This window comes from Pseudomonas sp. LBUM1671 (genome assembly GCF_059695685.1).
Map to the genome: position 1 here is coordinate 5146249 of NZ_CP166782.1, position 23826 is coordinate 5170074.

Here is a 23826-nt window from a genome sequence, read left to right on the forward strand (position 1 = left end):
GTCATGCGCGTTCTGATTATCGAAGACGAAGAAAAAACCGCGGATTATCTGCACCGCGGCCTGACGGAACAGGGTTACACCGTGGACCTGGCGCGTGACGGCGTCGAAGGCCTGCACCTGGCGCTGGAAAGCGACTACGCGGTGATCGTCCTCGACGTCATGCTGCCGGGCCTCGATGGCTTCGGCGTACTGCGCGCGCTGCGTGCGCGCAAGCAAACCCCGGTGATCATGCTCACCGCCCGCGAGCGTGTCGAAGACCGCATCAAAGGCCTGCGCGACGGTGCCGACGATTACCTCGGCAAACCGTTCTCCTTCCTTGAACTGGTCGCGCGACTGCAAGCGTTGACCCGGCGCAGTGGCGGCCATGAACCGGTGCAAGTGAGCATCGCCGACCTGTGGATAGATTTGATCAGCCGCAAGGCCACCCGTGCCGGCACCCGTCTGGACCTGACGGCCAAGGAGTTCTCGCTGCTCAGCGTGCTGGCCCGTCGGCAGGGTGAAATCCTCTCGAAAACGGCGATTGCCGAAATGGTCTGGGACATCAATTTCGACAGCGACGCCAACGTCGTCGAAGTCGCGATCAAACGCCTGCGGGCCAAGCTCGACGGGCCGTTCGACGAGAAACTGCTGCACACGATCCGCGGCATGGGTTATGTGCTGGAGAGCCGTGGTGTCCAGTAATTCGATTGCCCTGCGCCTCAGCGGGATGTTCACACTGGTGGCGCTGCTGGTGTTTCTGTTGATCGGCTGGGCCTTGTACCAGCAGGTCGATAAGGGCCTGGGTTTGCTGCCAGAAGCGGAACTGGATGCGCGCTACAGCGTGCTCGAATCCACGGTCGGGCGTTATGGCACGCCGGAGCATTGGGTGAAGATCAACAACAAGCTCAAGTTGCTCGGCGAAGAAGACAAGCGCATCAGTTTCTGGATCATCAGCGGCGATCCGCACTACGAATACGGCAACCTGACGCCGCAGATCCGCGCCTTTTCCGAAGGTCCGCTGGGGATGCGCGACATGACGTTGCCGGACCAGCCTTATCCGCTGAAAGTGCTGGTGAGCCAGTTCCCGGCCAAGGACCAACGTCCGCCGCTGCGCTTCATGATCGGCATCGACACCGAGACGTTTCTCCAGACCCAGCATCATCTGCTGATCGCGCTGATTAGCCTGGCGATTGTCGGTGTGTTGCTGGCGTCGGCGCTGGGTTATTGGGTGGCGCGCATTGGTCTCAAGCCGTTGATCAAGTTGTCCCAGGAAGCCCAGCGCCTCGCGCCGCCGTTGCGTTCCGGGCGTTTGCGCTTATCGCCTTTGCCGCCGGAGCTGAATCAGTTCGTCAATTCGTTCAACTCGACCCTGGAGCGGGTCGAGCAGGCCTATTCGCGCCTTGAGTCGTTCAACGCCGACGTCGCCCATGAACTGCGCTCGCCCCTGACCAACCTGATCGGTCAGACCCAGGTCGCGCTGACCCGCGGTCGCTCGGCGGAACACTACTTCGAAGTGCTGCAATCGAACCTTGAAGAGCTGGAGCGGCTGCGCTCAATCATCAATGACATGCTGTTTCTTGCCAGCGCGGATCAGGGCAGCAAGGCGACCAAACTGACCTCCACCTCGCTGGCCGATGAAGTGGCGACGACGCTGGAGTATCTGGATTTCATTCTGGAGGACGCGCAGGTTCAGGTGCAGGTCAGTGGGGATGCGCAGGTACGCATCGAAATTGCTCATCTGCGCCGGGCGTTGATCAATTTGCTGAGCAATGCGGTGCAGCACACCGGGCCTGGGCAAGTGATCGAGGTGCGGATAGAGGTTGAGGATCATCAGGTCAGTATTGGCGTAGCCAACCCCGGGTCGCCGATTGCCAGCGAGCATCTGCCGCGCTTGTTCGAGCGCTTTTATCGGGTGGATGCATCGCGCAGTAACAGTGGCAACAACCACGGGTTAGGGCTGGCAATCGTCAAGGCGATTGCGCTGATGCATGGCGGGGATGTGTTTGTGCGCAGTGATCACGGCATGAATACCTTCGGCATCCACCTCCCGGTCTAAACCCTTTCCCTGTATTGAAGGGGCTTTTGTGGCGAGGGGACTTGTCCCCGTTCCAGTGCGCAGCGCTGGCAGGATTTCGGTAACACCATAGATTTTTTGGGGCCGCTTCGCAGCCCAACGGGGACAAGTCCCCTCGCCACAGGACTTCATACACTCCGGCTCAACACTGTTGCTTTTAGCGCAACAGTCCTTTCATGAATCCGCTCTTTTTCCCCTGTCCAATCCCCCTTATCGTTGCCGCACCAAACAGCACTTGCCAAGCAAGAAGGTTTTAAAGATGTCCAACACTATGGGTATTGCCAGCGCTTTCGTTTTGTCCTCTTTGTTCCTGTCTCCGTTCGCCCTGGCTGAAGAGTCGCAAACGTTCGTCGCGCAAAATGCAGCGCGCGCCGCGGCGTATGAAGAGCATCAGAGCGAAATGACAGCCAAGGCCCAGGACGCTGCGCAAACCCCTCAAACGTCCACCTCTACGACCCAGCAACGGGTTGAGAAAGACAGCTGATCCCACGTATTCGCTCCATTTCCCTCGACACTTTTCATCGGCTCTTCCCTTTGAAAAGTTGTCTTCAAAGCCGCTGCTATCAGCGGCTTTTTTTCGTTGTGGTTTAAACGCCGTCCGGTTCGTCTTCACTAACAAGAAACATTTTGTACTTCATGCATACGAAGTGCTTAGTTGACCCAAGGAGCTTTACCGCAAGTGCGTTTCCCTCTCCGCTGCACCCCGCTGTTCATTGCAATCGCTGCAACGATGCCCCCCGCCGCCCACGCCGCCGACGAATCCAGCCATGAAGGTTTTGTGCAAGGTTCGAGCCTCAACCTCAATGCCCGTAACTACTACATGAACCGCAACCGTCTGCAGCAGACGGACGACAACATCGAATGGGGCCAGGGTTTCCTGGGCATCTTTGAATCGGGTTTCACCCAGGGCACCGTCGGGTTCGGTGTTGATGCCCACGCCATGCTCGGGCTCAAACTCGACGGCGGTGGCGGCACGGATGGCTCAAGCATCCTGCCGATCGGCGATGGCAACGGCAAAGCGCCGGGGTCGTTCTCGACCGCAGGGGGAACGTTGAAAATGCGCGCCTTTGATACCGAGTTGAAGGCCGGCGACCTGTTCCTCGCCAACCCGGTGATTGCCGGTGGCGAGACCCGCATGCTGCCGCAGACCTTTCGCGGCGTCAGCCTGACCAACCACAGCTTCGATGGCTTCCTGATCGAAGGTGGCCAGGCGAGCTTCACCAAGCCGTACAACCAGAGCGGTCATACCCGCATCGGCACCTCCTACGGCAGCCTGGCGGACGGCGACGACAGTCAGCACCTGAACTGGGCCGGCGTGGCCTGGAGCGGTCTGCCGGGGTTGACCAGCAGCCTCTATGCGTCCGAACTCAAGGACATCTGGAACCAGTACTACTACGACCTGGATTACACCTACGCGCTGAACGACCTGGTCAGCCTCAACCCGGGCCTGCACTTCTATCACACGCAAGACACCGGCGATGCGCTACTGGGTAACATCGACAACAACACCTACAGCCTGCACTTCACCGTCGGCGTGGGCTTTCACAGCGTTACCGCGGCGTATCAGCGGGTCAACGGCAACACGCCGTTCGACTACATCAGCCAGGGCGACAGCGTGTTCCTCGACAACTCCCAGCAGTATTCGGACTTCAACGGCCCGAACGAGCGCTCGTGGAAACTCAAGTACGCCTACGACTTTGCCGGCCTCGGCCTACCCGGCCTGACCTCGGCGCTGTCGTACTCCCGGGGCGAACTGGACTTGACCAAAGTCGATCCGGACAGCCGCGGTTACGCCTCGTGGTACAGCGTCGACGGCAAAAATGCCAAGCACTGGGAGCGTGACGTCGATCTGAAGTACGTGGTCCAGGGCGGCAAGGCCAAGGATCTGGCGGTACGCCTGCAATGGGCCACCAACCGTGGCGGCAATGGCTACGGCGCGCTGGATCAAGACACCGATGAATACCGGGTGATCGTCGACTACCCGCTGAATGTCTTCTAAGCTTTATTAAGCAAAAGGCCAGCATGTTTTGCTGGCCTTTTTTTTATCCGGCATTTATACAAGCGCTCTGGACGCGACCGGTTTCTGGGACTCTGCCCGATTCTTGTAAGAAAACTTTCATAACGCCTTATTTGCAGAAGTCAGAACCATGAGTGTGAGCAGTGTGAAATCTCAAGATCCGATCAGCTCGACACGATCTGAGCGACTTCTGGTTCTCGGCAGTGTGCTGTTGGTAATTGCGATACTCAGCATTGTGACCTTCCTGCTGATCCGTGAACGCGCCAATGCCGAGTTGTCCGCCACTCGCGCCGCCAACAACATCGTGCAATTGATCGACGCCGATGTGCTGCGCAATGTCGAACTCTATGATATTTCCCTGCTGGGTTTGATTGCCGCCTCCCGGCGAGAAGACCTCAAGAGCGTTTCTCCAGCCATTCGCCATATGGCCTATTTCGACCGCGCCACTGCCGCGCCGTACAAGGGCAACATTTTGTTGCTCGACAACAAGGGCGACGTGATCGCGGACTCGGCTTCGGTGGAGCCCAGGCAAGGCAACTACGCCGACCGCGAATACTTCCAGTCTCACGTGAACAACCCGGACCCGGGCATGTTCATCAGCCCCCCCTTCAGAGCCAGATTGCCCGAACAGGATTGGCGGATCAGTTTCAGTCGACGGGTGAGCGGCTCCCAGGGTGAGTTTCTGGGGGTGGCCGAAGCCGCCATGCGGCTGAGTTACTTCGATCAGTTGTTCAACAGTTTAAGCATCGGCCGCGACAGCACGGTCAATCTGATCAGCAAGAACGGAATTCTCCTGGCCCAGCAACCCCGCCTGGCCGAAGAGCTGATCGGCAAGGATTTCAGCAACCGCCCCAATTTCCAGCGCATCGTCAAAGAAGGCAACGGCAGCTTTACGAGCCTGTCCGACCGATACCGCGACAAGCGCCTGTATACCTTCTCCAAGGTCGGAAATTTGCCATTGATCGTCGTCGTTGCGCTGTCCAGTAATGAAGTCTTTGCGGCCTGGAAGCGCACGGCGGTGGTGGTCAGCTCTGCAACCATGGCCTTGTGCGTGAGCCTGCTGTGGCTGACATGGTTGCTTCGCCGGGAACTGCGTCGGCGACACCACGCCGAACACGAGTTGGCGCAACTGGCCGCCACCGACGCGTTGACCGGCCTGGCCAACCGCCGAACACTGGATCAGGCCCTGCGCCACGAATGGTTTCGTGCCCAACGTTCCGGCATGCCGTTGTCGGTGATGATGATCGATGCCGATCACTTCAAGGCGTTCAACGACCGCCATGGCCATCAGGCCGGCGACGAAGCGCTGCGCTCGTTGGCCAATGTCATCAGCGCTAACGTCCGACGACCGGCGGACCTGGCTGCCCGTTACGGCGGCGAGGAGTTTTCGGTGATCCTGGCGGAAACCGATAGCGCGGGTGCGCGGCAGCTTGCCGAAAACATCCGCAAGGCGGTTGAGCAGTTGCCGATGGTTGAGGGCGCCGAGTCGCCGATGACTGTCAGTATCGGGATCAGCACTTGGACGACAGCGACAGATATCAGCCTGGAGATTTTGCTGTTTGCGGCGGACAAGGCGCTGTATCAGGCGAAGGAAGGTGGGCGCAATCGGGTGGTCGCCACGGCTTGAAATCTGCGGTGTCGCTACCGGCCTATTCGCGGGCAAGCCCGCTCCCACAGGCTCAGTGTCGGCCACAGATTTTGTGTACCACTCGACCATTGTGGGAGCGGGCTTGCCCGCGAATAGGCCGGAACAAACACCGCACCTCTTTCCCGCAGGCATAAAAAAAGGCCACCCGAAGGCAGCCTTTAAAAACTAGAGAGGTTTTTTTTACTTACACGGCCGCAACGGGACGCATGTAAGAGATCGGTGCAGTGCTGGCGTCTTCGAAAGTCACGACTTCCCAAGCATCTGTCTGCTCAATCAACTTGCGCAGCAGCTGGTTGTTCAATGCATGTCCGGACTTGAAGCCCTTGAACTCACCAATCAGGCTATTGCCCAGCAGGTAGAGGTCACCAATTGCATCGAGGATCTTGTGCTTCACGAATTCGTCTTCATAGCGAAGGCCGTCTTCGTTCAGTACACCATCCGCGTCGACCACAATAGCGTTTTCAACGCTGCCGCCGAGTGCGAGGTTGTGCTTGCGCAGGTACTCGATGTCACTCATGAAACCAAAGGTACGGGCGCGGCTGACTTCTTTTACGAACGAAGTACTGGAAAAATCCACGCTTGCACTTTGTGTGCGGTCACGGAAAACCGGGTGATCGAAATCGATCTCGAAGCTCACTTTGAAACCTTCGAAAGGGACGAAAGTGGCGCGCTTGTCGCCGTCTTCCACTGTCACTTCCCGCAGGATCCGGATGAACTTCTTGGCGGCGTCCTGTTCTTCCAGGCCCGCCGACTGAATCAGAAATACGAAGGGTCCAGCGCTACCATCCATGATCGGGACTTCAGACGCGGAGAGCTCGACGTAGGCGTTATCGATGCCCAGGCCAGCCATGGCCGAGAGCAAGTGCTCCACCGTATCCACTTTGGTGTCACCACTGACCAATGTGGTCGACATCGTGGTTTCACCAACGTTTTCCGCGCGGGCAGGAATCTGCACGACCGGATCGAGGTCGGCACGAACAAACACAATGCCGGTGTCGATAGGTGCGGGCTTGAGGGTCAGGTATACCTTTTCCCCGGAGTGCAGGCCTACACCTGTAGCACGGATAATATTTTTCAGTGTGCGTTGTTTAATCATGGCTTGGGCCGCTTCAGCGCAAATTGCGAACTGGTATCAACAAAGGCTGGCGATAATAGCAGACCAGACCTTTGCTGAACACCAATCACCTTCATAGCCCTGATACATTCCATCAATCAGCCTGACGACGCAGGAAAGCCGGGATGTCCAGGTAATCCAGATCATCTTGCGGATTCATCTTCGCGGCAGTCGCAGCACCGGCCTGAGCCTGGTTGCGCATGACGGTCGGACGGTCCAGATCACGGTAGTTTACCGCCGGTTGTTCCTGACGAGCGGGCGCCGATTGTTGCGGCTGGGAGGCCATCGAGGTGTGAACGGTGTTGTCGATGACCTTCACAGGCTTCTCGATTTTTGCGCCCAGACCCGTGGCAACCACAGTCACGTGCAGTTCATCGCGCATGTCCGGATCGATAACGGTGCCGACCTTGACCATCGCGTGCTCGGAAGCGAAGGCTTCGATGATGCTACCCACGTCGGAGTACTCACCCAGGGACAGGTCAGGACCGGCGGTGATGTTCACCAGGATGCCGCGTGCACCTTGCAGGTTCACGTCTTCGAGCAATGGGTTGCGAATGGCCGCTTCGGTGGCCTCACGTGCACGGTTCGGACCGCTGGCGCAGCCAGTACCCATCATCGCCATGCCCATTTCGCTCATCACGGTGCGTACGTCGGCAAAGTCGACGTTGATCATGCCCGGACGTTTGATGATGTCGGAGATACCGCGAACGGCACCGGCCAGTACATCGTCAGCCTTGGCGAACGCGGACAGCAGGCTTGCGTCCTTGCCAAGGATGGTCAGCAGTTTCTCGTTGGGAATGGTGATCAACGAGTCGACGCTTTCAGACAGCAGACGGATACCTTCGTCGGCGATCTGCATGCGCTTGCGGCCTTCGAACGGGAACGGACGAGTCACCACCGCAACGGTGAGAATCCCCATTTCCTTGGCCACTTCAGCAATGATTGGCGCAGCACCGGTACCGGTACCACCGCCCATGCCTGTGGTGATGAACACCATATTGGTGCCCTGCAGGACTTCGGCAATGCGCTCGCGATCTTCGAGAGCGGCCTGACGACCTACTTCAGGGTTGGCGCCGGCGCCCAGACCTTTGGTCACACCGGTACCGAGTTGCAGGATGGTCCGCGCGCCGATGGATTTCAGCGCCTGGGCATCAGTGTTGGCGCAGATGAATTCAACGCCTTCAATGTTGCTCTTGACCATGTGGTTGACAGCGTTGCCGCCGCCTCCGCCAACACCGATAACTTTGATTACCGGGCTTGCGGGGATGTTGTCTACGAGTTCGAACATTTTCCCTCTCCTTTACGTTCTCTAGTTTTTTCGCCTACTGCGTGTATCTACAACGGTGCTGCGGTAAATCTTCAGAAGTTGCCTTGTACCCAGCTCTTGAAGCGATCGAGCAAGGCGACTTTCGGTTCTTCATTGCTGTAGCTGTCGCGGCTGCTGATGCCCGAGAATGAAATCCCGTCGGACTGCTTCTGCAGGCCGTACATCAACAGGCCAACGCCCGTGGAATAAATCGGGTTGCGCACCACATCGTCCAGGCCCTTGACGCCGTGAGGCACGCCCAGGCGGACCGGCATGTGGAAGATCTCTTCGGCCAGTTCGACCGCGCCTTCCATTTTCGAGGTACCGCCGGTCAGCACGATGCCGGCCGGGATAAGGTCTTCGTAGCCGCTGCGGCGCAATTCGGCCTGGATCAGCGTGAACAGTTCGTCGTAACGCGGCTCGACCACTTCGGCCAGGGCCTGGCGGGACAGCTCGCGCGGTGGGCGGTCGCCAACGCTTGGCACCTTGATGGTTTCACCGGCACCGGCCAGTTTGGCCAGGGCGCAGGCGTAGCGAATCTTGATTTCTTCGGCGTACTGGGTCGGGGTGCGCAACGCCATGGCGATGTCGTTGGTCACCTGATCGCCCGCAATCGGGATCACCGCGGTGTGACGGATCGCGCCTTCGGTGAAGATCGCGATGTCGGTGGTGCCGCCGCCGATGTCCACCAGGCACACGCCCAGCTCTTTCTCGTCGTCGGTCAGGACCGAATAGGCCGAAGCCAGTTGCTCGAGAATGATGTCGTCGATTTCCAGGCCGCAGCGGCGCACGCATTTTTCAATGTTTTGTGCAGCGTTGACGGCGCAAGTCACCACATGAACCTTGGCTTCCAGACGCACGCCCGACATGCCCAGCGGCTCACGGACGCCTTCCTGGTTATCGATCACGTAATCCTGCGGCAAGGTGTGCAGCACGCGCTGGTCAGCCGGGATCGCCACGGCCTGGGCAGCGTCGAGGACGCGCTCAAGGTCGGCGGAGCTGACTTCGCGATCACGAATCGCCACGATGCCGTGGGAGTTCAGGCTGCGGATGTGATTGCCCGCCACGCCAACGAACGCCGAGTGGATCCGGCAACCGGCCATCAGCTGCGCTTCTTCGATCGCGCGCTGGATCGATTGCACGGTGGACTCGATGTTCACCACCACGCCTTTCTTCAGGCCACGGGACGGATGAGTGCCGATCCCGACGATTTCCAGCGTGCCGTCGTCCGAGACCTCGCCGACCAGCGCCACCACCTTGGAGGTGCCGATATCGAGACCGACGATCATTTTGCCGCTTTGCACGTTTGCCATGGGTCCTGCCTCTTCTTAATTCTTCGCGACAGCGGGTTGGGCTGTCGTGGGCGCTACAGGTTCCCGCCAGCCAACAGCGAGGCCGTTGGCGTAGCGCAGATCGATGCGCGCAATGTTCGTAATCTGTTCTTTAAGCGTCTTGTCGTAGATGGCAATGAAGCGGCGCATCTTTTCCACCAGCTTGCCGCGTCCCAGCAGCAGTTCGATCCCCGGGCCCGCACTGCCGGCTCCGGTGGTCAGGAACCAGCTGCCTCGTTCACGCAATTCCAGGCGTGCAATCGAGAAGCCCAACGGCCTGAGCATCTGGCTCAGCACCTGGTACTGCTGCATTACCTGCTGTTGAGCCCGTTGTGGGCCGAACAGCTGTGGCAAGTGTTCGTAGTTCGCCAGCTCACGCGGGGTGAACGCCTGACCCTGGTTGTTCAACAGCGATTCATCGCCCCAACGTGCCACCGGCAGTTGTTCTTCCAGGCGGATCACCACTTGATCCGGCCACACCCTGCGCACTTCGGCGTGGGCAATCCATGGCATCGTTTCAAGCTCGGTGCGCATGCTCGCAAGATCGATGGTGAAGAAGCTCGACGCCACGTACGGGGCGATCCGCTGCTGCACCGCTTGCTGGCTGATGTAACTCAAGTCGCCCTGCACCGCGATTTTGCTGATCGGCCGGTCGGCGTACGGCAGCAAACGCTGCGCGCCTTCGTAAGTGCCGAACCCCAGCGCCACCAACAGCACCGGCCAGAACAGGCTTTTCAGAAAGCCAAAATTGGCTTTCGGCAGGCGCGCAGACATCGGCTCTTTGGCCACCATTCGGCTGGCACCCCGAGGCACCGGCTTGCGGCCGGGTGCTGGAGGGGGCTGATGTCTCAGCTGTGCGCCTTGCATGGTCTTAACCTCGCGGCTCTTGGTTGCCGGCAATGCTTGCCGCCAGAATCGCCAGAACCAGTTGCTGGAAATCCAGACCGGCAGCACGGGCCGCCATCGGCACCAGGCTGTGATCGGTCATGCCCGGTGCGGTGTTGACTTCGAGGAACCAGAACTGCCCGTCGGCGTCCTGCATCACGTCTGCCCTGCCCCAACCGGCGATACCCAGCGCCTCACAGGCTTTCGCCGTGAGGTCCATCAGTTCTTTTTCTTTGTTGCTGTCCAGGCCACACGGGATCCGGTACTGGGTATCGGAAGCCACGTACTTGGCGTCGTAGTCGTAGAAGCTGTGCGTCGTGCCCAGGGCAATTGGAGGCAACACCTGGTCACGCAGGGTGGCGATGGTGAACTCAGGACCTTGAATCCATTGCTCGACCAACACTTGCGAATCGTAGGTACTGGCCGCTTTCCACGCATCGATCAACTCCGACGCGGAGGTCACTTTGGCCATCCCGATACTTGAACCTTCATGGGCCGGTTTGACGATCAAAGGGAAGCCCAGTTCCGTCGCTGCCGAAATACAATCAGCCTCGCAGCTCAGTACCGCGTGACGTGGCGTCGGAATGCCCAGACTGTGCCAGACCTGTTTGGTCCGCAGCTTGTCCATGGCCAGTGCCGAAGCCAGAATGCCACTGCCGGTATACGGAATGCCCAGGCATTCGAGCAGGCCCTGCATGCTGCCGTCTTCACCGCCACGACCGTGGAGGATGACGAAAGCGCGGTCGATTTTTTCGTTCAGCAAACGCTGCAGAAGGTCATCGCCCACATCGAGGCCGAACGCATCCACACCGGCGCTCAGCAGTGCGTCGAGTACAGCGTTGCCCGACTTCAGGGACACTTCACGCTCGGCACTCTTGCCGCCGAACAGCACGGCGACGCGGCCGAAGTCTTTCGGCGCGATCGTGGAGACGAGGTTGGCGTATGCAGCAGTCATTTCAACTTCCCCGCAGTCGGCGCGGCAACAGCTCCCGCGAATAGTGGACTGGCCAACAGTTTCGGGGCGAGACCACCGATATCACCGGCGCCCTGGCACAGCAGGATGTCGCCAGCACGCAGCAGTGGCTTGACCAGCGGCGCGAGGTCGACACCGCGCTCGATGTAGATCGGGTCGAGTTGACCGCGCTGACGGATGCTGTTGCACAGCTTGCGGCTGTCGGCGCCCGGGATCGGCTCTTCACCGGCCGGGTAGACTTCCATCAGCAGCAAGACGTTGGCATCGGCCAGTACATTGACGAAATCGTCGTACAGGTCACGGGTGCGGCTGTAACGGTGCGGCTGGTACACCATCACCAGACGGCGCTCCGGCCAGCCACCGCGTACGGCCTGGATCACGGCCGCGACTTCGGTCGGGTGGTGACCGTAGTCGTCGACCAGCATCACGTTGCCGCCGTCTACCGGCAGTTCGCCGTAGACCTGGAAGCGTCGGCCGACACCCTGGAAGCCGGACAGGCCCTGGACGATGGCTTCATCGCTGACACCTTCGTCGGTGGCGATGCAGATGGTCGCCAGGGCGTTCAATACGTTGTGGTTGCCTGGCATGTTCACCGAGACATCCAACGGCTCGCGATCCGGGCGCAGCACCGTGAAGAAGGTTTGCATGCCTTGCTGGCGCACGTTGATGGCGCGTACGTCGCAGTCATCGCCGAAGCCATAAGTGACCGTCGGGCGTTTCACCAGCGGCAGGATTTCACGCACCACCGGATCGTCCAGGCACACCACCGCCAGACCGTAGAACGGCAGGTTGTGGAGGAACTCGACGAAGGTTTTCTTCAGTTTGTTGAAGTCACCGTCGTAGGTCGCCATGTGGTCGGCGTCGATGTTGGTGACCACGGCCACCAGCGGCTGCAGGTGCAGGAAACTGGCATCGCTTTCGTCGGCTTCGGCAATCAGGTAGCGGCTGGTGCCGAGCTGGGCATTGGTGCCCGCAGCATTCAGACGACCACCGATGACGAACGTCGGGTCCAGGCCACCGGCCGCGAACACCGAAGCGATCAGGCTGGTGGTGGTGGTTTTGCCGTGCGTACCGGCAACGGCGATGCCGTGGCGATAGCGCATCAGTTCCGCGAGCATTTCGGCTCGCGGCACCACAGGGATACGGCGTTCCAGAGCAGACGCGACTTCCGGGTTGGAGGTGTTCACGGCGCTCGATACCACCAGCACGTCAGCGGCAGAGGCGTTTTCGGCACGGTGGCCGATGAAAATATGCGCGCCAAAGGACTCGAGACGCTCGGTCACCGGCGACGCTTTCAGGTCGGAACCGGACACTTCATAGCCCAGGTTCAGCAACACTTCGGCGATGCCGCACATGCCCACGCCGCCGATGCCGACGAAGTGGATGCGACGGATGCGGCGCATTTCCGGTTGCGGCATGGCTTTCTGTTTCTCAACCATGGGCCACCTCCAGACAGGTATCGACCACGTTACGGGTTGCATCGGGTTTGGCCAGGCGGCGTGCCGCAGTGGCCATGTCGTTGAGTCGTTGTGGTTGCATCAGGACCTCTGTCAGGCGCGCGGCAAGATCCGCTGCGCCAGTCGTTCTTTGCGGCATCAGGAAGGCAGCGCCTTCACGGGCCAAATAATCGGCGTTGCGGGTCTGGTGATCGTCGATCGCGTGGGGCAACGGCACCAGCATCGAGGGCAGACCGGCGGCAGCCAGTTCACTGATGGTCAACGCGCCTGCGCGGCACACCACCAGGTCGGCCCAGCCATAGGCTTGGGCCATGTCTTTGATGAAAGGCTGCACTTGCGCCTCGACGCCAGCCGCGCGATAGCGCTCTGCAGTCACTTCATCGTGGTTTTTGCCGGCCTGATGAAACACTTCCGGGCGCAGGTCGGGGGCGACTTGCGACAGGGCTTCAGGCAGCAACTTGTTCAACGGCTCTGCGCCCAGGCTTCCGCCCAGGATCAGCAAACGCGCCTTGCGTCCCGCCAGGGCAGGACGCTGTGTTTCGAGGAACAGCTCGGTGCGCACCGGGTTACCGGTGGTCCGACGGCTGTCCGACAGGGTAAAGGTGTCGGGGAACGCTTCACAGACTCGGGCGGCCAACGGCACCAGCAACCGATTGGCGGTACCGGCCACGGCGTTCTGCTCATGAACGATCACCGGCACGCCGGCCAGTTTGGCGGCAACACCGCCAGGACCGGTCACATAACCACCGAAGCCGACCACACACACCGGCCGCAGCTGACGAATGATCGCCCGTGCCTGCCAAACCGACTTGAGTACCATGAACGGAGCCTTGAGCAGGGACAACTTACCCTTGCCGCGCAAACCGGTGGCATTGATCCGGTGCAGCTCGATTCCGGCCATCGGCACCAGGTCGTTCTCGATGCCGCGTGGCGTTCCGAGCCAGTGCACGGTGTAACCGCGGGCCTGGAATTCGCGGGCGCACGCCAGCGCCGGGAACACATGGCCACCGGTGCCGCCCGCCATGATCAAGACGTTAGCGCCCATGGGTCGGCTCCTCGGCGAAGTCGCTCTCATGGAACTCCATCTCTTCGCTGCCCAAGTGGGTTCGACTCTCCCACTCGATGCGCAATAACAAGCCGAGACAGGCACCGCAAATCACCAGCGAACTGCCGCCATAACTGAGGAACGGCAGGGTCAGGCCTTTGGTCGGCAGCAGGCCGACGTTCACCCCGATGTTGATCAGGAACTGGCCGATCCACAGGAACGACAGGCCGTACGCAATGTAGGCGGCGAAGAACTGCTTGGCCTTCTCAGCCCAATAACCGATGTACATGCCACGCACACAGACGAAGACGAACAGCGCTACGGTGCACAAGGAACCCACGGCGCCCAGCTCTTCGGCCAGCACCGAGAACACGAAGTCGGTGTGGGCTTCCGGCAGGTAGAACTGTTTCTGCACGCTGTTGCCCAGGCCAACGCCCAGCCATTCGCCGCGACCGAATGCGATCAATGCTTGCGACAACTGGTAGCCGGCACCGAACTGGTCGGCCCACGGATCGGCAAAGTTGGTCAGACGCGCCATTCGATACGGCTGCACTTGAATCAACAGCACCACCGCCCCGACCGCGAGGACCACCATTAAGGAAAACCGGAACAGCCCGACCCCGCCGAGGAATAGCATCGCCGCTGCCGCGCCCATCATGACAACGGTGGCACCGAAATCCGGCTCCATCAGCAATAGACCGGCCATGGGCAGCAGAACGATGAACGGCTTGAAGAAGCCCATCCAGCTTTCGCGCACTTCTTTCTGGCGACGTACCAGATAACCGGCGAGGTAGATCACCACGAACACCTTGGCGATCTCGGACGGCTGAACGTTGAAGAAACTGAAGCCGATCCAGCGCATCGAACCGTTCACTTCGCGGCCGATCCCCGGGATGATCACCATCACCAGCAAACCGAATGCACCCAGCAGCATCAGCCAGCCCAAGCGTTGCCAGGTGGCGATCGGAATCATCATGGTGATGACGCAGGCGCCCAGGCCCAGCACGATGTAGATCAGGTGGCGAATCATGTAGTACAGGGCACTGCCCGACTGCACGGCCGCCACTTCGGTCGAGGCCGAGGCAATCATCACCAGCCCGAGACCGATCAAGGCCAGGCAACCGGCGAGCATCGGGAAGTCGAGGTCGATCCCGCGCCCGGTGATGATCGGCGACGGGTACGGCTTGATGATATTGAGCAGGCTCATGCCAGTTCCTCCACAGCGCGGACGAACTGATGGCCACGGTCTTCGTAATTCTTGAACATGTCGAAACTGGCGCAGGCAGGCGACAACAACACGGCGTCGCCTGGCTCGGCGACGGCGCGGCACTGTGCGACCGCTTCCTCCAGTGAACTGACGCGAATCAGCGGCACGGCATCGCCGATGGCCTGACCGATCAGGTCACTGTCACGGCCCATCAACACCACGGCGCGGCAGTTGACCGCCACCGGGTCACGTAAATCCTTGAACTCGGCACCCTTGCCATCGCCACCGGCGATCAGCACGAGTTTGCCGTCGATGTCCGCGCCCAGCCCTTCGATGGCGGCCAGTGCGGCGCCGACGTTGGTGGCTTTGGAATCGTTGTAATAGCTCACGCCACCCAGGTCACGAACCCATTGGCAGCGATGCTCGAGGCCAGCGAAGGTGCGCAGGCTCGAGAGCATGGCGTCGAACGGCAGGCCGACGGCGTGCCCCAGTGCCAATGCCGCCAGGGCGTTGGACTGGTTGTGGGCGCCACGAATCTTCAACTCGCGCACCGGCATCAGGTTCTGGAATTCGAAGGCCAGGTACTTCTCGCCGTCTTCTTCGCGGATCCCGAAGGCCTTGAAATCGGGTTTGCTCAAACCGAAAGTCCAGCACGGCTGGCCCTCGCCCATCAGCGGACGGCTCAGGGCGTCCTGACGGTTGACCACAAACTGTTTGGCGCCACGGAAGATCCGGTGCTTGGCCAGGTGATAGGCCGGCAGACCGCTGTAGCGGTCCATGTGGTCTTCGCTGACATTAAGCACGGTCGCCACTTCGGCGTTGAGTTGATCGGTGGTTTCGAGCTGGAAGCTCGACAGTTCCATCACGTACAACTCGACGTCGTCGTCGAGCAGATCCAGCGCCGGCGTACCGAGGTTGCCACCGACAGCGACACGCTTGCCCGCCGCCACTGCCATCTCGCCAACCAGGGTGGTGACGGTGCTTTTCGCGTTGGAACCGCTGATGGCGACAATCGGCGCCTTCGCGTTACGCGCGAACAGCTCGATGTCGCCGGACAATTTCACGCCACGGGCGGCGGCAGCCTGCAGGGCCGGGGTCGCCAGCGCCAGGCCGGGGCTCACGTAGAGCTCGTCGGCACGGCACAGGAATTCGACGTCCAGCTCGCCACAACGCACTTCCACGTGCGGATAGTCACGCTTGAGCGTGGCCAGTTCCGGTGGATTTTCCCGCGTATCAGCCACAGCAAACGACGTGCCCCGGTTCGCCAGGAAGCGAACCAGGGACATGCCGCTCTTGCCGAGGCCGACAACGATGCGGAAGTGGTCAGAAGCGATCAGAGACACTCGTTCTACCTCAGCTTCAGGGTGGCAAGGCCGACCAGTACGAGAATCACGGTGATGATCCAGAAACGGACGATCACGCGTGGCTCAGGCCAGCCCTTGAGTTCAAAGTGGTGGTGAATCGGCGCCATGCGGAATACGCGGCGACCGGTCAGCTTGAAAGAAGCAACCTGGATAACGACAGACAGGGTTTCCATCACGAACACACCGCCCATGATGAACAGGACGATTTCCTGGCGGACGATCACCGCGATCGTGCCAAGCGCTGCGCCCAGCGCCAGTGCGCCGACGTCGCCCATGAAGACTTGCGCCGGATAGGTGTTGAACCAGAGGAAACCGAGGCCCGCACCGATCAAGGCACCGCAGAACACGATCAACTCACCGGCACCCGGCACGTAAGGAATCAGCAGGTATTCAGCGAATTTCACGTTACCGGACAGGTAGCAGAAGATCCCCAGGCCGCCGCCGACCATCACCGTCGGCATGATCGCCAGACCGTCGAGGCCATCGGTCAGGTTGACCGCGTTGCTCGAGCCGACAATCACGAAATAGGTCAGAACGACAAAGCCTATGCCCAGCGGAATGCTGTAGTCCTTGAGCATCGGCAGGATCAGGGTGGTTTCTACCGGCGTCGCAGCGGTCATATAAAGGAAGATCGCCGCGCCGAGGCCGAACACCGACTGCCAGAAATACTTCCAGCGGCTCGGCAGGCCTTTAGAGTTTTTCTCGATCACCTTGCGATAGTCGTCGACCCAACCGATAGCACCGAACAGCAACGTCACCAGCAACACGGTCCAGACATAACGGTTGCTCAGGTCAGCCCAAAGCAAGGTGCTGACACCGATAGACGACAGAATCAGTGCGCCGCCCATGGTCGGGGTGCCCGATTTTGAAAGGTGCGATTGTGGACCGTCATTGCGAACGGATTGACCGATCTGACGGTTCTGCAACGTGCGGATCATCCACGGGCCGTAGCACAGCGACAAAACCAGCGCGGTCAGCACACCGAGGATCCCGCGCAGGGTCAGGTACTGAAAGACCGCGAAGCCTTTGTAGAACTGTTGCAGGTACTCCGCTAACAGCAGCAGCATTAATGTTTCTCCAGGCTGGACCCGCACAAAGCGGCGACGATGTTTTCCATCGCAGCGCTGCGCGAGCCCTTGATCAAAATGGTGGTGTTGGTGTCTTGCTCGGCGCCCAAGGCCTTGATCAGCTCAGCCTGAGTGCTGAAGTGAAAGGCCTGGGGACCGAAAGCGTTCACGGCGTGAGCCATCAGTGGCCCGACAGCGTAAAGCGCGGAAACCTTGCCGCGGGCGTACTCGCCCACATCGCGGTGCCCCTGCTCCGCCCAATCGCCCAATTCGCCGATATCTCCGAGCACCAGAACGGTGCGACCGGAAAAGCCGGCGAGTATATCAACGGCAGCGCACATGGAGGTGGGGTTCGCGTTGTAGGTGTCATCGATCACGCGTATGCCATTAGTGGCCAGTTGCGCGACGGTACGACCCTTGACCGGTTGCACCGCGCCGAGACCGGTAGCGATGCCGAACAGCGACACGCCCAGAGCATACGCGGCAGCGGCGGCGGCCATGGCATTGGCGACGTTATGGGTGCCGAGCAGGTTCAGTTGAACGCGTTCCACACCTTCAGGACTGTGCAGGTTGAAGGCAGGGCAACCACGCGCATCGCGATCCAGCTCGCTGGCGTAGAAGTCGGCACTTGGATTGTTCAGGGCGAAAGTCAGCACTTTGCGACCGCCCGCACGAGCCTTCCAAATACCGAACGCTTTGTCGTCAAGATTGAGCACGGCGACGCCATCGGCCTCCAGCCCTTCAATGATCTCGCCCTTGGCTTCAACGATTTTTTCCGGCCCGCCGAACTCGCCGACGTGAGCGGTCCCGGCATTGTTGAGCACGGCCACGTGCGGCTTGGTCATGCCCACGGTGTAGGCAATTTCGCCGAGACGCGAAGCACCGAGCTCGATCACGGCGGAGGTATGTTCCGGCGAGAGTTCGAGCAGGGTCAGTGGCACGCCGAGGTCGTTGTTCAGGTTGCCACGGGTCGCCAGTACCGGACCGCGGGTGCGCAGGATGCTCGCGAGCATCTCCTTGACCGTGGTTTTACCGCTGGAACCGGTGATCGCCGCCACTGGTTGAGTGAACGCGGCACGGTTCATAGCGCCCAGTTGACCCAACGCCTGGCGGGTATCCTTGACCAGCAATTGCGGCAACGCGCTGTCGGCGACTTCGCGCTCGACCAGTGCAGCCACGGCGCCTTTGCTGGCGACATCGTTCAAATAGTCATGACCATCGAAACGCGGGCCGGTCAGGGCAATAAACAACTGACCCGGTTTGATCGCGCGGCTGTCGATGCTGACGCCATCGAATGTGGCATCGCCCGCGATCAATCGTGCATTCAGTGCGCCGGTCAGTTCGCTCAGTTTCAAGGCTTTAAGCATGAGCCACCTCCCACGCGGTCAAGGCATGATCAGCCTCGACCAGATCGGAGAAAGCGTGACGCTCGCCGTTGATTTCCTGATAGTCCTCGTGACCTTTACCGGCCAGCACAATCACGTCATCCGCCGAGGCGCTGGCGATCAACTGGGCAATCGCCTGACCACGGCCGGCGACAAAGGTGACTTTATCCACAGCGGTAAAACCAGCGCGAATGTCATCAAAAATCAGCGAAGGATCTTCGGTGCGCGGGTTGTCATCGGTGACCAGCACACCGTCGGCCAGACGCTCGACCACTTCGGCCATCAGCGGACGCTTGCCGCGATCGCGATCACCGCCGCAACCGAACAGGCACAGCAAACGGCCTTTGGCGTGTGGACGCAGAGCCATCAAGACTTTTTCCAGCGCATCCGGCGTGTGGGCGTAATCGACCACCACCAGCGGCTGGGTGCCGCCGCCGAGACGCTGCATGCGACCGGCCGGACCTTCGAGTTTCGGCAGGACCTTGAGGATTTCGTCCAGCGCGTAGTCCAGACCGAGCAAGGCGCCGACTGCGGCCAGCACGTTGCTCAGGTTGAAGCGACCGAGCAAGGTGCTGCGCAAATGATGCTCGCCCTGGGGCGTGACCAGCGTGGCGCGCACGCCTTCGTCGTCGAACTGTGCTTCACGGCAATAGAGGTAGGCGCTGGCATCTTCCAGGCTATAGGTGATCAGGCGCGACTCACGTTTGTCCGCAGCCAGTTGGCGGCCGAACTCGTCGTCGAGGTTGATCACCCGGCACTTCAAATCGTTCCAGGCAAACAGCTTGGCCTTGGCTTCGCCGTAGGCTTGCATGGTGCCGTGGTAATCGAGGTGATCGCGGGACAGGTTGGTCATCACTGCCACGTCGAACGCCAACGCCGTCACGCGACCTTGATCCAGGCCGTGGGAAGACACTTCCATGGCGACGGCTTTGGCACCGGCCTTTTTCAGGTCAGCCAAGGTCGCTTGTACGGCGATCGGGTTCGGCGTGGTGTGCAGGCCGCTTTCCAGCGCGCCGTAGAAACCGGTGCCCAGGGTGCCGACGATGCCGCAATGCTGTCCGAGCAAGTCCAGGGCCTGCGCAACCAACTGCGTGACGCTGGTTTTGCCATTGGTGCCGGTTACGCCAACCAGGTTCAGGTGCCGGCTCGGGTCGCCATAAAAGCGACCGGCGATGTCCGACAGTTGCGCCGCCAGGCCTTTGACCGGAATCAGCGGCACGTCGGTGATCGGCAATACGGTAGCGCCTTCGACTTCATAAGCCACCGCAGCAGCACCGCGCTGCAAGGCGTCGGCGATGTGCGCGCGCCCGTCTAACTTGCCGCCAGGGACGGCAAGAAACAGATCGCCAGCCCGCACGTTGCGGCTGTCCAGGGTCAGTTCGCGGATCAACAGATCGCGGCCAGCGTGGGCGAAAATTTTATTCAGACTAAGAGACATCAGCCGCGCCCTCCATTGGCTTTCAGTGGAACGACCGGTGTGGCGTTAGCGGTTTGCGTCGGCGGCAGGTTGTCCGGGGTGATGTTCATCAGGCGCAACGTCCCGGACATCACCTTGCTGAACACCGGCGCCGAGACCAGACCACCGAAGTAACCGGCCTTGGTCGGTTCATCGATCACCACCACGATCGCGTAACGCGGATCGCTCATCGGGCCGAAACCGGCGAACAGCGAGCGGTAGGAATTCTCGGCGTAGCCTTTGGTGCCGACCGACGTCTTACGCGCCGTACCCGACTTGCCAGCCACGTGATACGCCGGCACCTGCGCACGGAACACACCGCGCGGGGCTTCGATCACCTGGGTCAGCATGGTCTGCATGGTTTTCGCGACGGCTTCGGGCAGCACTTGCGTGGTTTGCGCCGGCTTGTCGGTCTTGATCAGGGTCAGCGGCGCGAGTCGACCATTGTTGGCCAGGGCCGAGAAGGCGTGGACCAACTGGATCGCGGTGACGGAAATACCGTAGCCGTAGGACAACGTTGCGGTTTCAGCCTTGCGCCATTCGCGGTAGTTCGGCAGGTTGCCGACGCGCTCGCCCGGGAAGCCGAGGCCGGTGTCCTGGCCGAGGCCGACTTTCTGCGCGAGGCGGAAGATGGTTTCGCCGCCGATATCGAACGCGACCTTACTCATGCCGACGTTACTGGAATTGATCAGGATGCCGGTCAGGTCAAGCACCGGGCCTTCGGACTTGGAGACGTCCTTGATGGTGTATTTACCAATCTGCAAAGTGCCCGGGTACACCTCGACGGTGTCACTCGGTTTCCAGCGCCCGGTTTCGATCGCCGCACTCATGGAAATGGCTTTCATGGTCGAACCCGGCTCGAACACGTCGATCATGGCGCGGTTGCGCATCATCGCCGGTTGCAGGTTGCGACGGTTGTTCGGGTTGTAGGTCGGCTGGTTGACCATGGCGAGGATCTCGCCGGTCTTCACGTCCATGATCACCAGGCTGCCGGCCTTGGCGCCGTTCTCAATGATCGCGTTACGCAACTCGCGGTTGGCCAGGTATTGCAGACGCAGGTCAATGGACAACGCCAAGGGCTTGCCGGCCTTGGCGTTTTTGGTGACCTGGACATCCTTGATAAGTCGGCCACGCCGATCCTTGATGACCTGCCGCTTGCCAGGGACCCCGGCCAGCCATTCGTCGTAGGCCAGTTCGACCCCTTCACGACCGTGGTCATCGATGTCGGTAAAACCGACCATGTGCGCGGTGACTTCACCGGCCGGGTAGAAGCGCCGGAATTCTTCGATGCCGTAGACACCCGGCACTTTCAGATCGAGTACAGATTGGCCCTGCTCGGGGGTGAGCCCGCGCACGAGGTAGATGAATTCTTTGTTGGCCTGGGCTTCGAGGCGCTCGGCCAGGGCTTTAGGGTCTTGGCCCAGAGCCGCCGCCAGTGCTGGCCACTTCTCTTTGGCCAGCTGCATTTCCTTGGCGTTCGCCCACAGCGTGGTGACCGGCGTACTCACGGCCAAAGGCTCGCCGTTACGGTCGGTGATCAGACCACGGTGAGCCGGAATCGGAATGTGACGAACGCTGCGCGCATCGCCCTGGCTTTTAAGGAAGGCGCGGTCGACGACTTGCAGATCGATGATCCGCCAGCATATAGCCGCAACCATGACGCCGAGCAAGCCCAGCACCAGGCGGAAACGCCATGGAAACAGTGCGCCCTCGAGTTTCATCATGGCGCCACCATCTGCACTTCAGCGGCGCCGGGAATGCGCATCTTCAGTTGCTCGGTGGCCAGCACTTCGATACGGCTGTGGGCAGTCCAGGTGCTCTGCTCGAGAATCAACCGGCCCCACTCCGCCTGCGCCTTGTCGCGCACACTCAACTCGGCGTACAGCGAGTTCAGCAACTGCCGGTTCCAGTGGGCGCTGTACGACACGCCGATGGCCGACACGAGCACGCCAATAAACAGCAGCAGCATGAAGAAGCTTCCGCCGGGAAGAGGCTTGGCGAAAAGCTTGCTCACCGCAGCTTCTCCGCGACGCGCATGACGGCGCTGCGCGAACGTGGGTTGGCTTTGAGTTCGGCCTCGGAGGCGGACTGCGCTTTGCCATGAATTTTGATGATCGGTTCGAAAGCGACGTGACGGACCGGCAGGTTGCGCGGCAGGTTATCGGCTTCGCCTTTTACCAGTTTGCGCATGAACAGTTTGACGATGCGGTCTTCCAGCGAGTGGAAGCTGATGACGACCAGGCGGCCACCGATTTCCAGGCAGTCCAGTGCAGCTTCGAGGCCGGCTTCCAGATCACCCAGTTCGTTGTTGACGTGAATACGCAGGCCCTGGAACGCACGGGTGGCAGGGTTCTTGCCCTTTTCCCATGCCGGGTTGGCGACTTTCAAGACTTCAGCCAGGTCGGCTGTGCGCTCGAACGGCTTGATGTCTCGGCGCTCGGCCACGGCACGGGCCATGCGGCCAGAGAAACGCTCTTCGCCGTATTCCTTGAATACCCGGGCGATTTCTTCCACCGGTGCGGTGTTGACGAATTCGGCAGCGCTGATTCCGCGGGACGGGTCCATGCGCATGTCCAGCGGGCCATCATTGAGGAAACTGAAGCCGCGCTCAGGGTCGTCGAGCTGCGGCGAAGACACGCCCAGGTCGAGCAAAACGCCGCTGACCTTGCCGTGCAGACCGCGTTCGGCCACTTCCGAACCGAGCTCGGCAAAGCTGCGTTGCACAACGACAAAGCGGCCGTCTTCGGCCGCTAGCGTTTGCCCGGTGGCAATCGCTTGAGGATCTTTGTCGAATCCGAGGACCCGACCATCGGGGCCGAGCTGGCTGAGGATCAACCGACTGTGCCCGCCGCGCCCGAACGTGCCGTCCAGATAGCAGCCATCAGGACGTACGGCGAGAGCCTCCACGGCTTCGTCGAGCAGTACGGTGATGTGGTTAAAGCCGCTATCAATAGTCACAGGATCAAATCACGCAGTTCATCAGGCATGGCGCCCGGTTGTTGAATAGCAGCCAGGTCAGCGGCAGAAACCGCATCCCAGGCATCCTCGTCCCATAATTGGAACTTGTTCAGTTGGCCTACCAACATCGCGCGCTTATCCAACTTGGCATATTCACGAAGACGCGGCGGAACCAGAAAACGACCACTGCCATCGAGCTCAAGGTCGACGGCATTACCAATCAGTAAACGTTGCAGGCGGCGGTTCTCTTCGCGAAGCGAAGGCAGTGCGCGCAGTTTGGTTTCGATAATTTCCCACTCATCGAGGGGGTAAACACACAAACACGGATCAACGGCATCAATTGTGACGATCAACTGACCGGAACTACGCGAAACGAGCTCGTCACGGTACCGGCTCGGCATGGCGAGACGGCCCTTTGCATCGAGACTGATAGCGTTAGCTCCGCGAAACACGTCAGCGTTTCTCCAAATATTAGCGTTTTACGCTCAAAAAACCCACTTCATGCCACTTTCCGCCACTTGCGCACACTATAGGAATGCGGCCACCGCACCGTCAAGGCG

At 60.4% G+C, this 23826-nt stretch carries 21 protein-coding genes; 5 read left to right on the plus strand and 16 right to left on the minus strand.

Features of this window, described 5'->3' with window-relative positions; all coding sequences use genetic code 11:
• Positions 1-3: 3 nt before the first annotated feature.
• From ACA060_RS23785 to ACA060_RS23805, 5 genes are all read left to right on the plus strand, one after another.
• Positions 4-681: a heavy metal response regulator transcription factor gene (locus tag ACA060_RS23785; protein ID WP_007916978.1), complete on the plus strand. Its 678-nt coding sequence runs from the start codon at positions 4-6 to the stop codon at positions 679-681.
• Positions 671-2035, plus strand: coding sequence for a heavy metal sensor histidine kinase (locus ACA060_RS23790; protein ID WP_497313602.1), 1365 nt, complete (start codon positions 671-673; stop codon positions 2033-2035). Before ACA060_RS23785 ends, ACA060_RS23790 begins: the two co-directional genes overlap by 11 nt.
• A 277-nt stretch (positions 2036-2312) precedes the next feature.
• Entirely contained in the window at positions 2313-2537 is a 225-nt protein-coding gene (locus tag ACA060_RS23795) for a hypothetical protein (RefSeq protein WP_109634694.1), read from the plus strand.
• Between the two features lie 195 nt (positions 2538-2732).
• Positions 2733-4052, plus strand: a complete 1320-nt coding sequence (locus ACA060_RS23800) for an OprD family porin (protein WP_497313604.1) — start codon at positions 2733-2735, stop codon at positions 4050-4052.
• Between the two features lie 148 nt (positions 4053-4200).
• Positions 4201-5697: a sensor domain-containing diguanylate cyclase gene (locus ACA060_RS23805; protein ID WP_497313606.1), complete on the plus strand. Its 1497-nt coding sequence runs from the start codon at positions 4201-4203 to the stop codon at positions 5695-5697.
• 205 nt (positions 5698-5902) lie between these two features.
• On the opposite strand, the gene lpxC is transcribed toward ACA060_RS23805, so the two are convergent.
• The 16 genes from lpxC to mraZ form a co-directional block, all read right to left on the minus strand.
• A complete protein-coding gene (gene lpxC / locus ACA060_RS23810) occupies positions 5903-6814 on the minus strand; it encodes a UDP-3-O-acyl-N-acetylglucosamine deacetylase (protein WP_095130494.1) in 912 nt (303 codons plus the stop codon).
• A gap of 112 nt (positions 6815-6926) precedes the next feature.
• Positions 6927-8120, minus strand: a complete 1194-nt coding sequence (gene ftsZ / locus ACA060_RS23815; protein WP_007943486.1) for a cell division protein FtsZ — start codon at positions 8118-8120, stop codon at positions 6927-6929.
• A gap of 71 nt (positions 8121-8191) precedes the next feature.
• Positions 8192-9451, minus strand: a complete 1260-nt coding sequence (gene ftsA, locus ACA060_RS23820; RefSeq protein WP_033061341.1) for a cell division protein FtsA — start codon at positions 9449-9451, stop codon at positions 8192-8194.
• Between the two features lie 15 nt (positions 9452-9466).
• Entirely contained in the window at positions 9467-10336 is an 870-nt protein-coding gene (locus ACA060_RS23825) for a cell division protein FtsQ/DivIB (protein WP_109634700.1), read from the minus strand.
• A gap of 4 nt (positions 10337-10340) precedes the next feature.
• On the minus strand, positions 10341-11309 hold the full coding sequence (locus tag ACA060_RS23830; protein WP_497313609.1) for a D-alanine--D-alanine ligase: 969 nt from the start codon (positions 11307-11309) through the stop codon (positions 10341-10343).
• Entirely contained in the window at positions 11306-12766 is a 1461-nt protein-coding gene (gene murC / locus ACA060_RS23835; RefSeq protein ID WP_109634701.1) for a UDP-N-acetylmuramate--L-alanine ligase, read from the minus strand. Before murC ends, ACA060_RS23830 begins: the two co-directional genes overlap by 4 nt.
• Entirely contained in the window at positions 12759-13829 is a 1071-nt protein-coding gene (gene murG / locus ACA060_RS23840; protein ID WP_010458119.1) for an undecaprenyldiphospho-muramoylpentapeptide beta-N-acetylglucosaminyltransferase, read from the minus strand. The genes murC and murG overlap by 8 nt, the downstream gene beginning before the upstream one ends.
• Positions 13819-15036 carry a putative lipid II flippase FtsW gene (ftsW, locus tag ACA060_RS23845; RefSeq protein WP_109634705.1) on the minus strand — a complete coding sequence of 406 codons (1218 nt, stop codon included), beginning with the start codon at positions 15034-15036 and terminating at the stop codon, positions 13819-13821. The genes murG and ftsW overlap by 11 nt, the downstream gene beginning before the upstream one ends.
• Entirely contained in the window at positions 15033-16379 is a 1347-nt protein-coding gene (murD, locus tag ACA060_RS23850; protein WP_497313612.1) for a UDP-N-acetylmuramoyl-L-alanine--D-glutamate ligase, read from the minus strand. Before murD ends, ftsW begins: the two co-directional genes overlap by 4 nt.
• Before the next feature lie 5 nt (positions 16380-16384).
• Positions 16385-17467 carry a phospho-N-acetylmuramoyl-pentapeptide-transferase gene (gene mraY / locus ACA060_RS23855; RefSeq protein ID WP_109634708.1) on the minus strand — a complete coding sequence of 361 codons (1083 nt, stop codon included), beginning with the start codon at positions 17465-17467 and terminating at the stop codon, positions 16385-16387.
• Positions 17467-18834 (minus strand): UDP-N-acetylmuramoyl-tripeptide--D-alanyl-D-alanine ligase, encoded by a 1368-nt coding sequence (locus tag ACA060_RS23860; protein WP_497313614.1) that lies wholly within the window; start codon positions 18832-18834, stop codon positions 17467-17469. The genes mraY and ACA060_RS23860 overlap by 1 nt, the downstream gene beginning before the upstream one ends.
• Entirely contained in the window at positions 18827-20290 is a 1464-nt protein-coding gene (locus ACA060_RS23865) for a UDP-N-acetylmuramoyl-L-alanyl-D-glutamate--2,6-diaminopimelate ligase (RefSeq protein WP_497313616.1), read from the minus strand. Before ACA060_RS23865 ends, ACA060_RS23860 begins: the two co-directional genes overlap by 8 nt.
• Positions 20290-22029 (minus strand): peptidoglycan D,D-transpeptidase FtsI family protein, encoded by a 1740-nt coding sequence (locus tag ACA060_RS23870; protein WP_497318342.1) that lies wholly within the window; start codon positions 22027-22029, stop codon positions 20290-20292. The genes ACA060_RS23865 and ACA060_RS23870 overlap by 1 nt, the downstream gene beginning before the upstream one ends.
• Positions 22029-22322 carry a cell division protein FtsL gene (ftsL, locus tag ACA060_RS23875; protein WP_010458132.1) on the minus strand — a complete coding sequence of 98 codons (294 nt, stop codon included), beginning with the start codon at positions 22320-22322 and terminating at the stop codon, positions 22029-22031. The genes ACA060_RS23870 and ftsL overlap by 1 nt, the downstream gene beginning before the upstream one ends.
• Positions 22319-23266 (minus strand): 16S rRNA (cytosine(1402)-N(4))-methyltransferase RsmH, encoded by a 948-nt coding sequence (rsmH, locus tag ACA060_RS23880; RefSeq protein WP_010458133.1) that lies wholly within the window; start codon positions 23264-23266, stop codon positions 22319-22321. The genes ftsL and rsmH overlap by 4 nt, the downstream gene beginning before the upstream one ends.
• Entirely contained in the window at positions 23263-23718 is a 456-nt protein-coding gene (gene mraZ / locus ACA060_RS23885; protein WP_008147486.1) for a division/cell wall cluster transcriptional repressor MraZ, read from the minus strand. Before mraZ ends, rsmH begins: the two co-directional genes overlap by 4 nt.
• Positions 23719-23826: the final 108 nt, after the last annotated feature.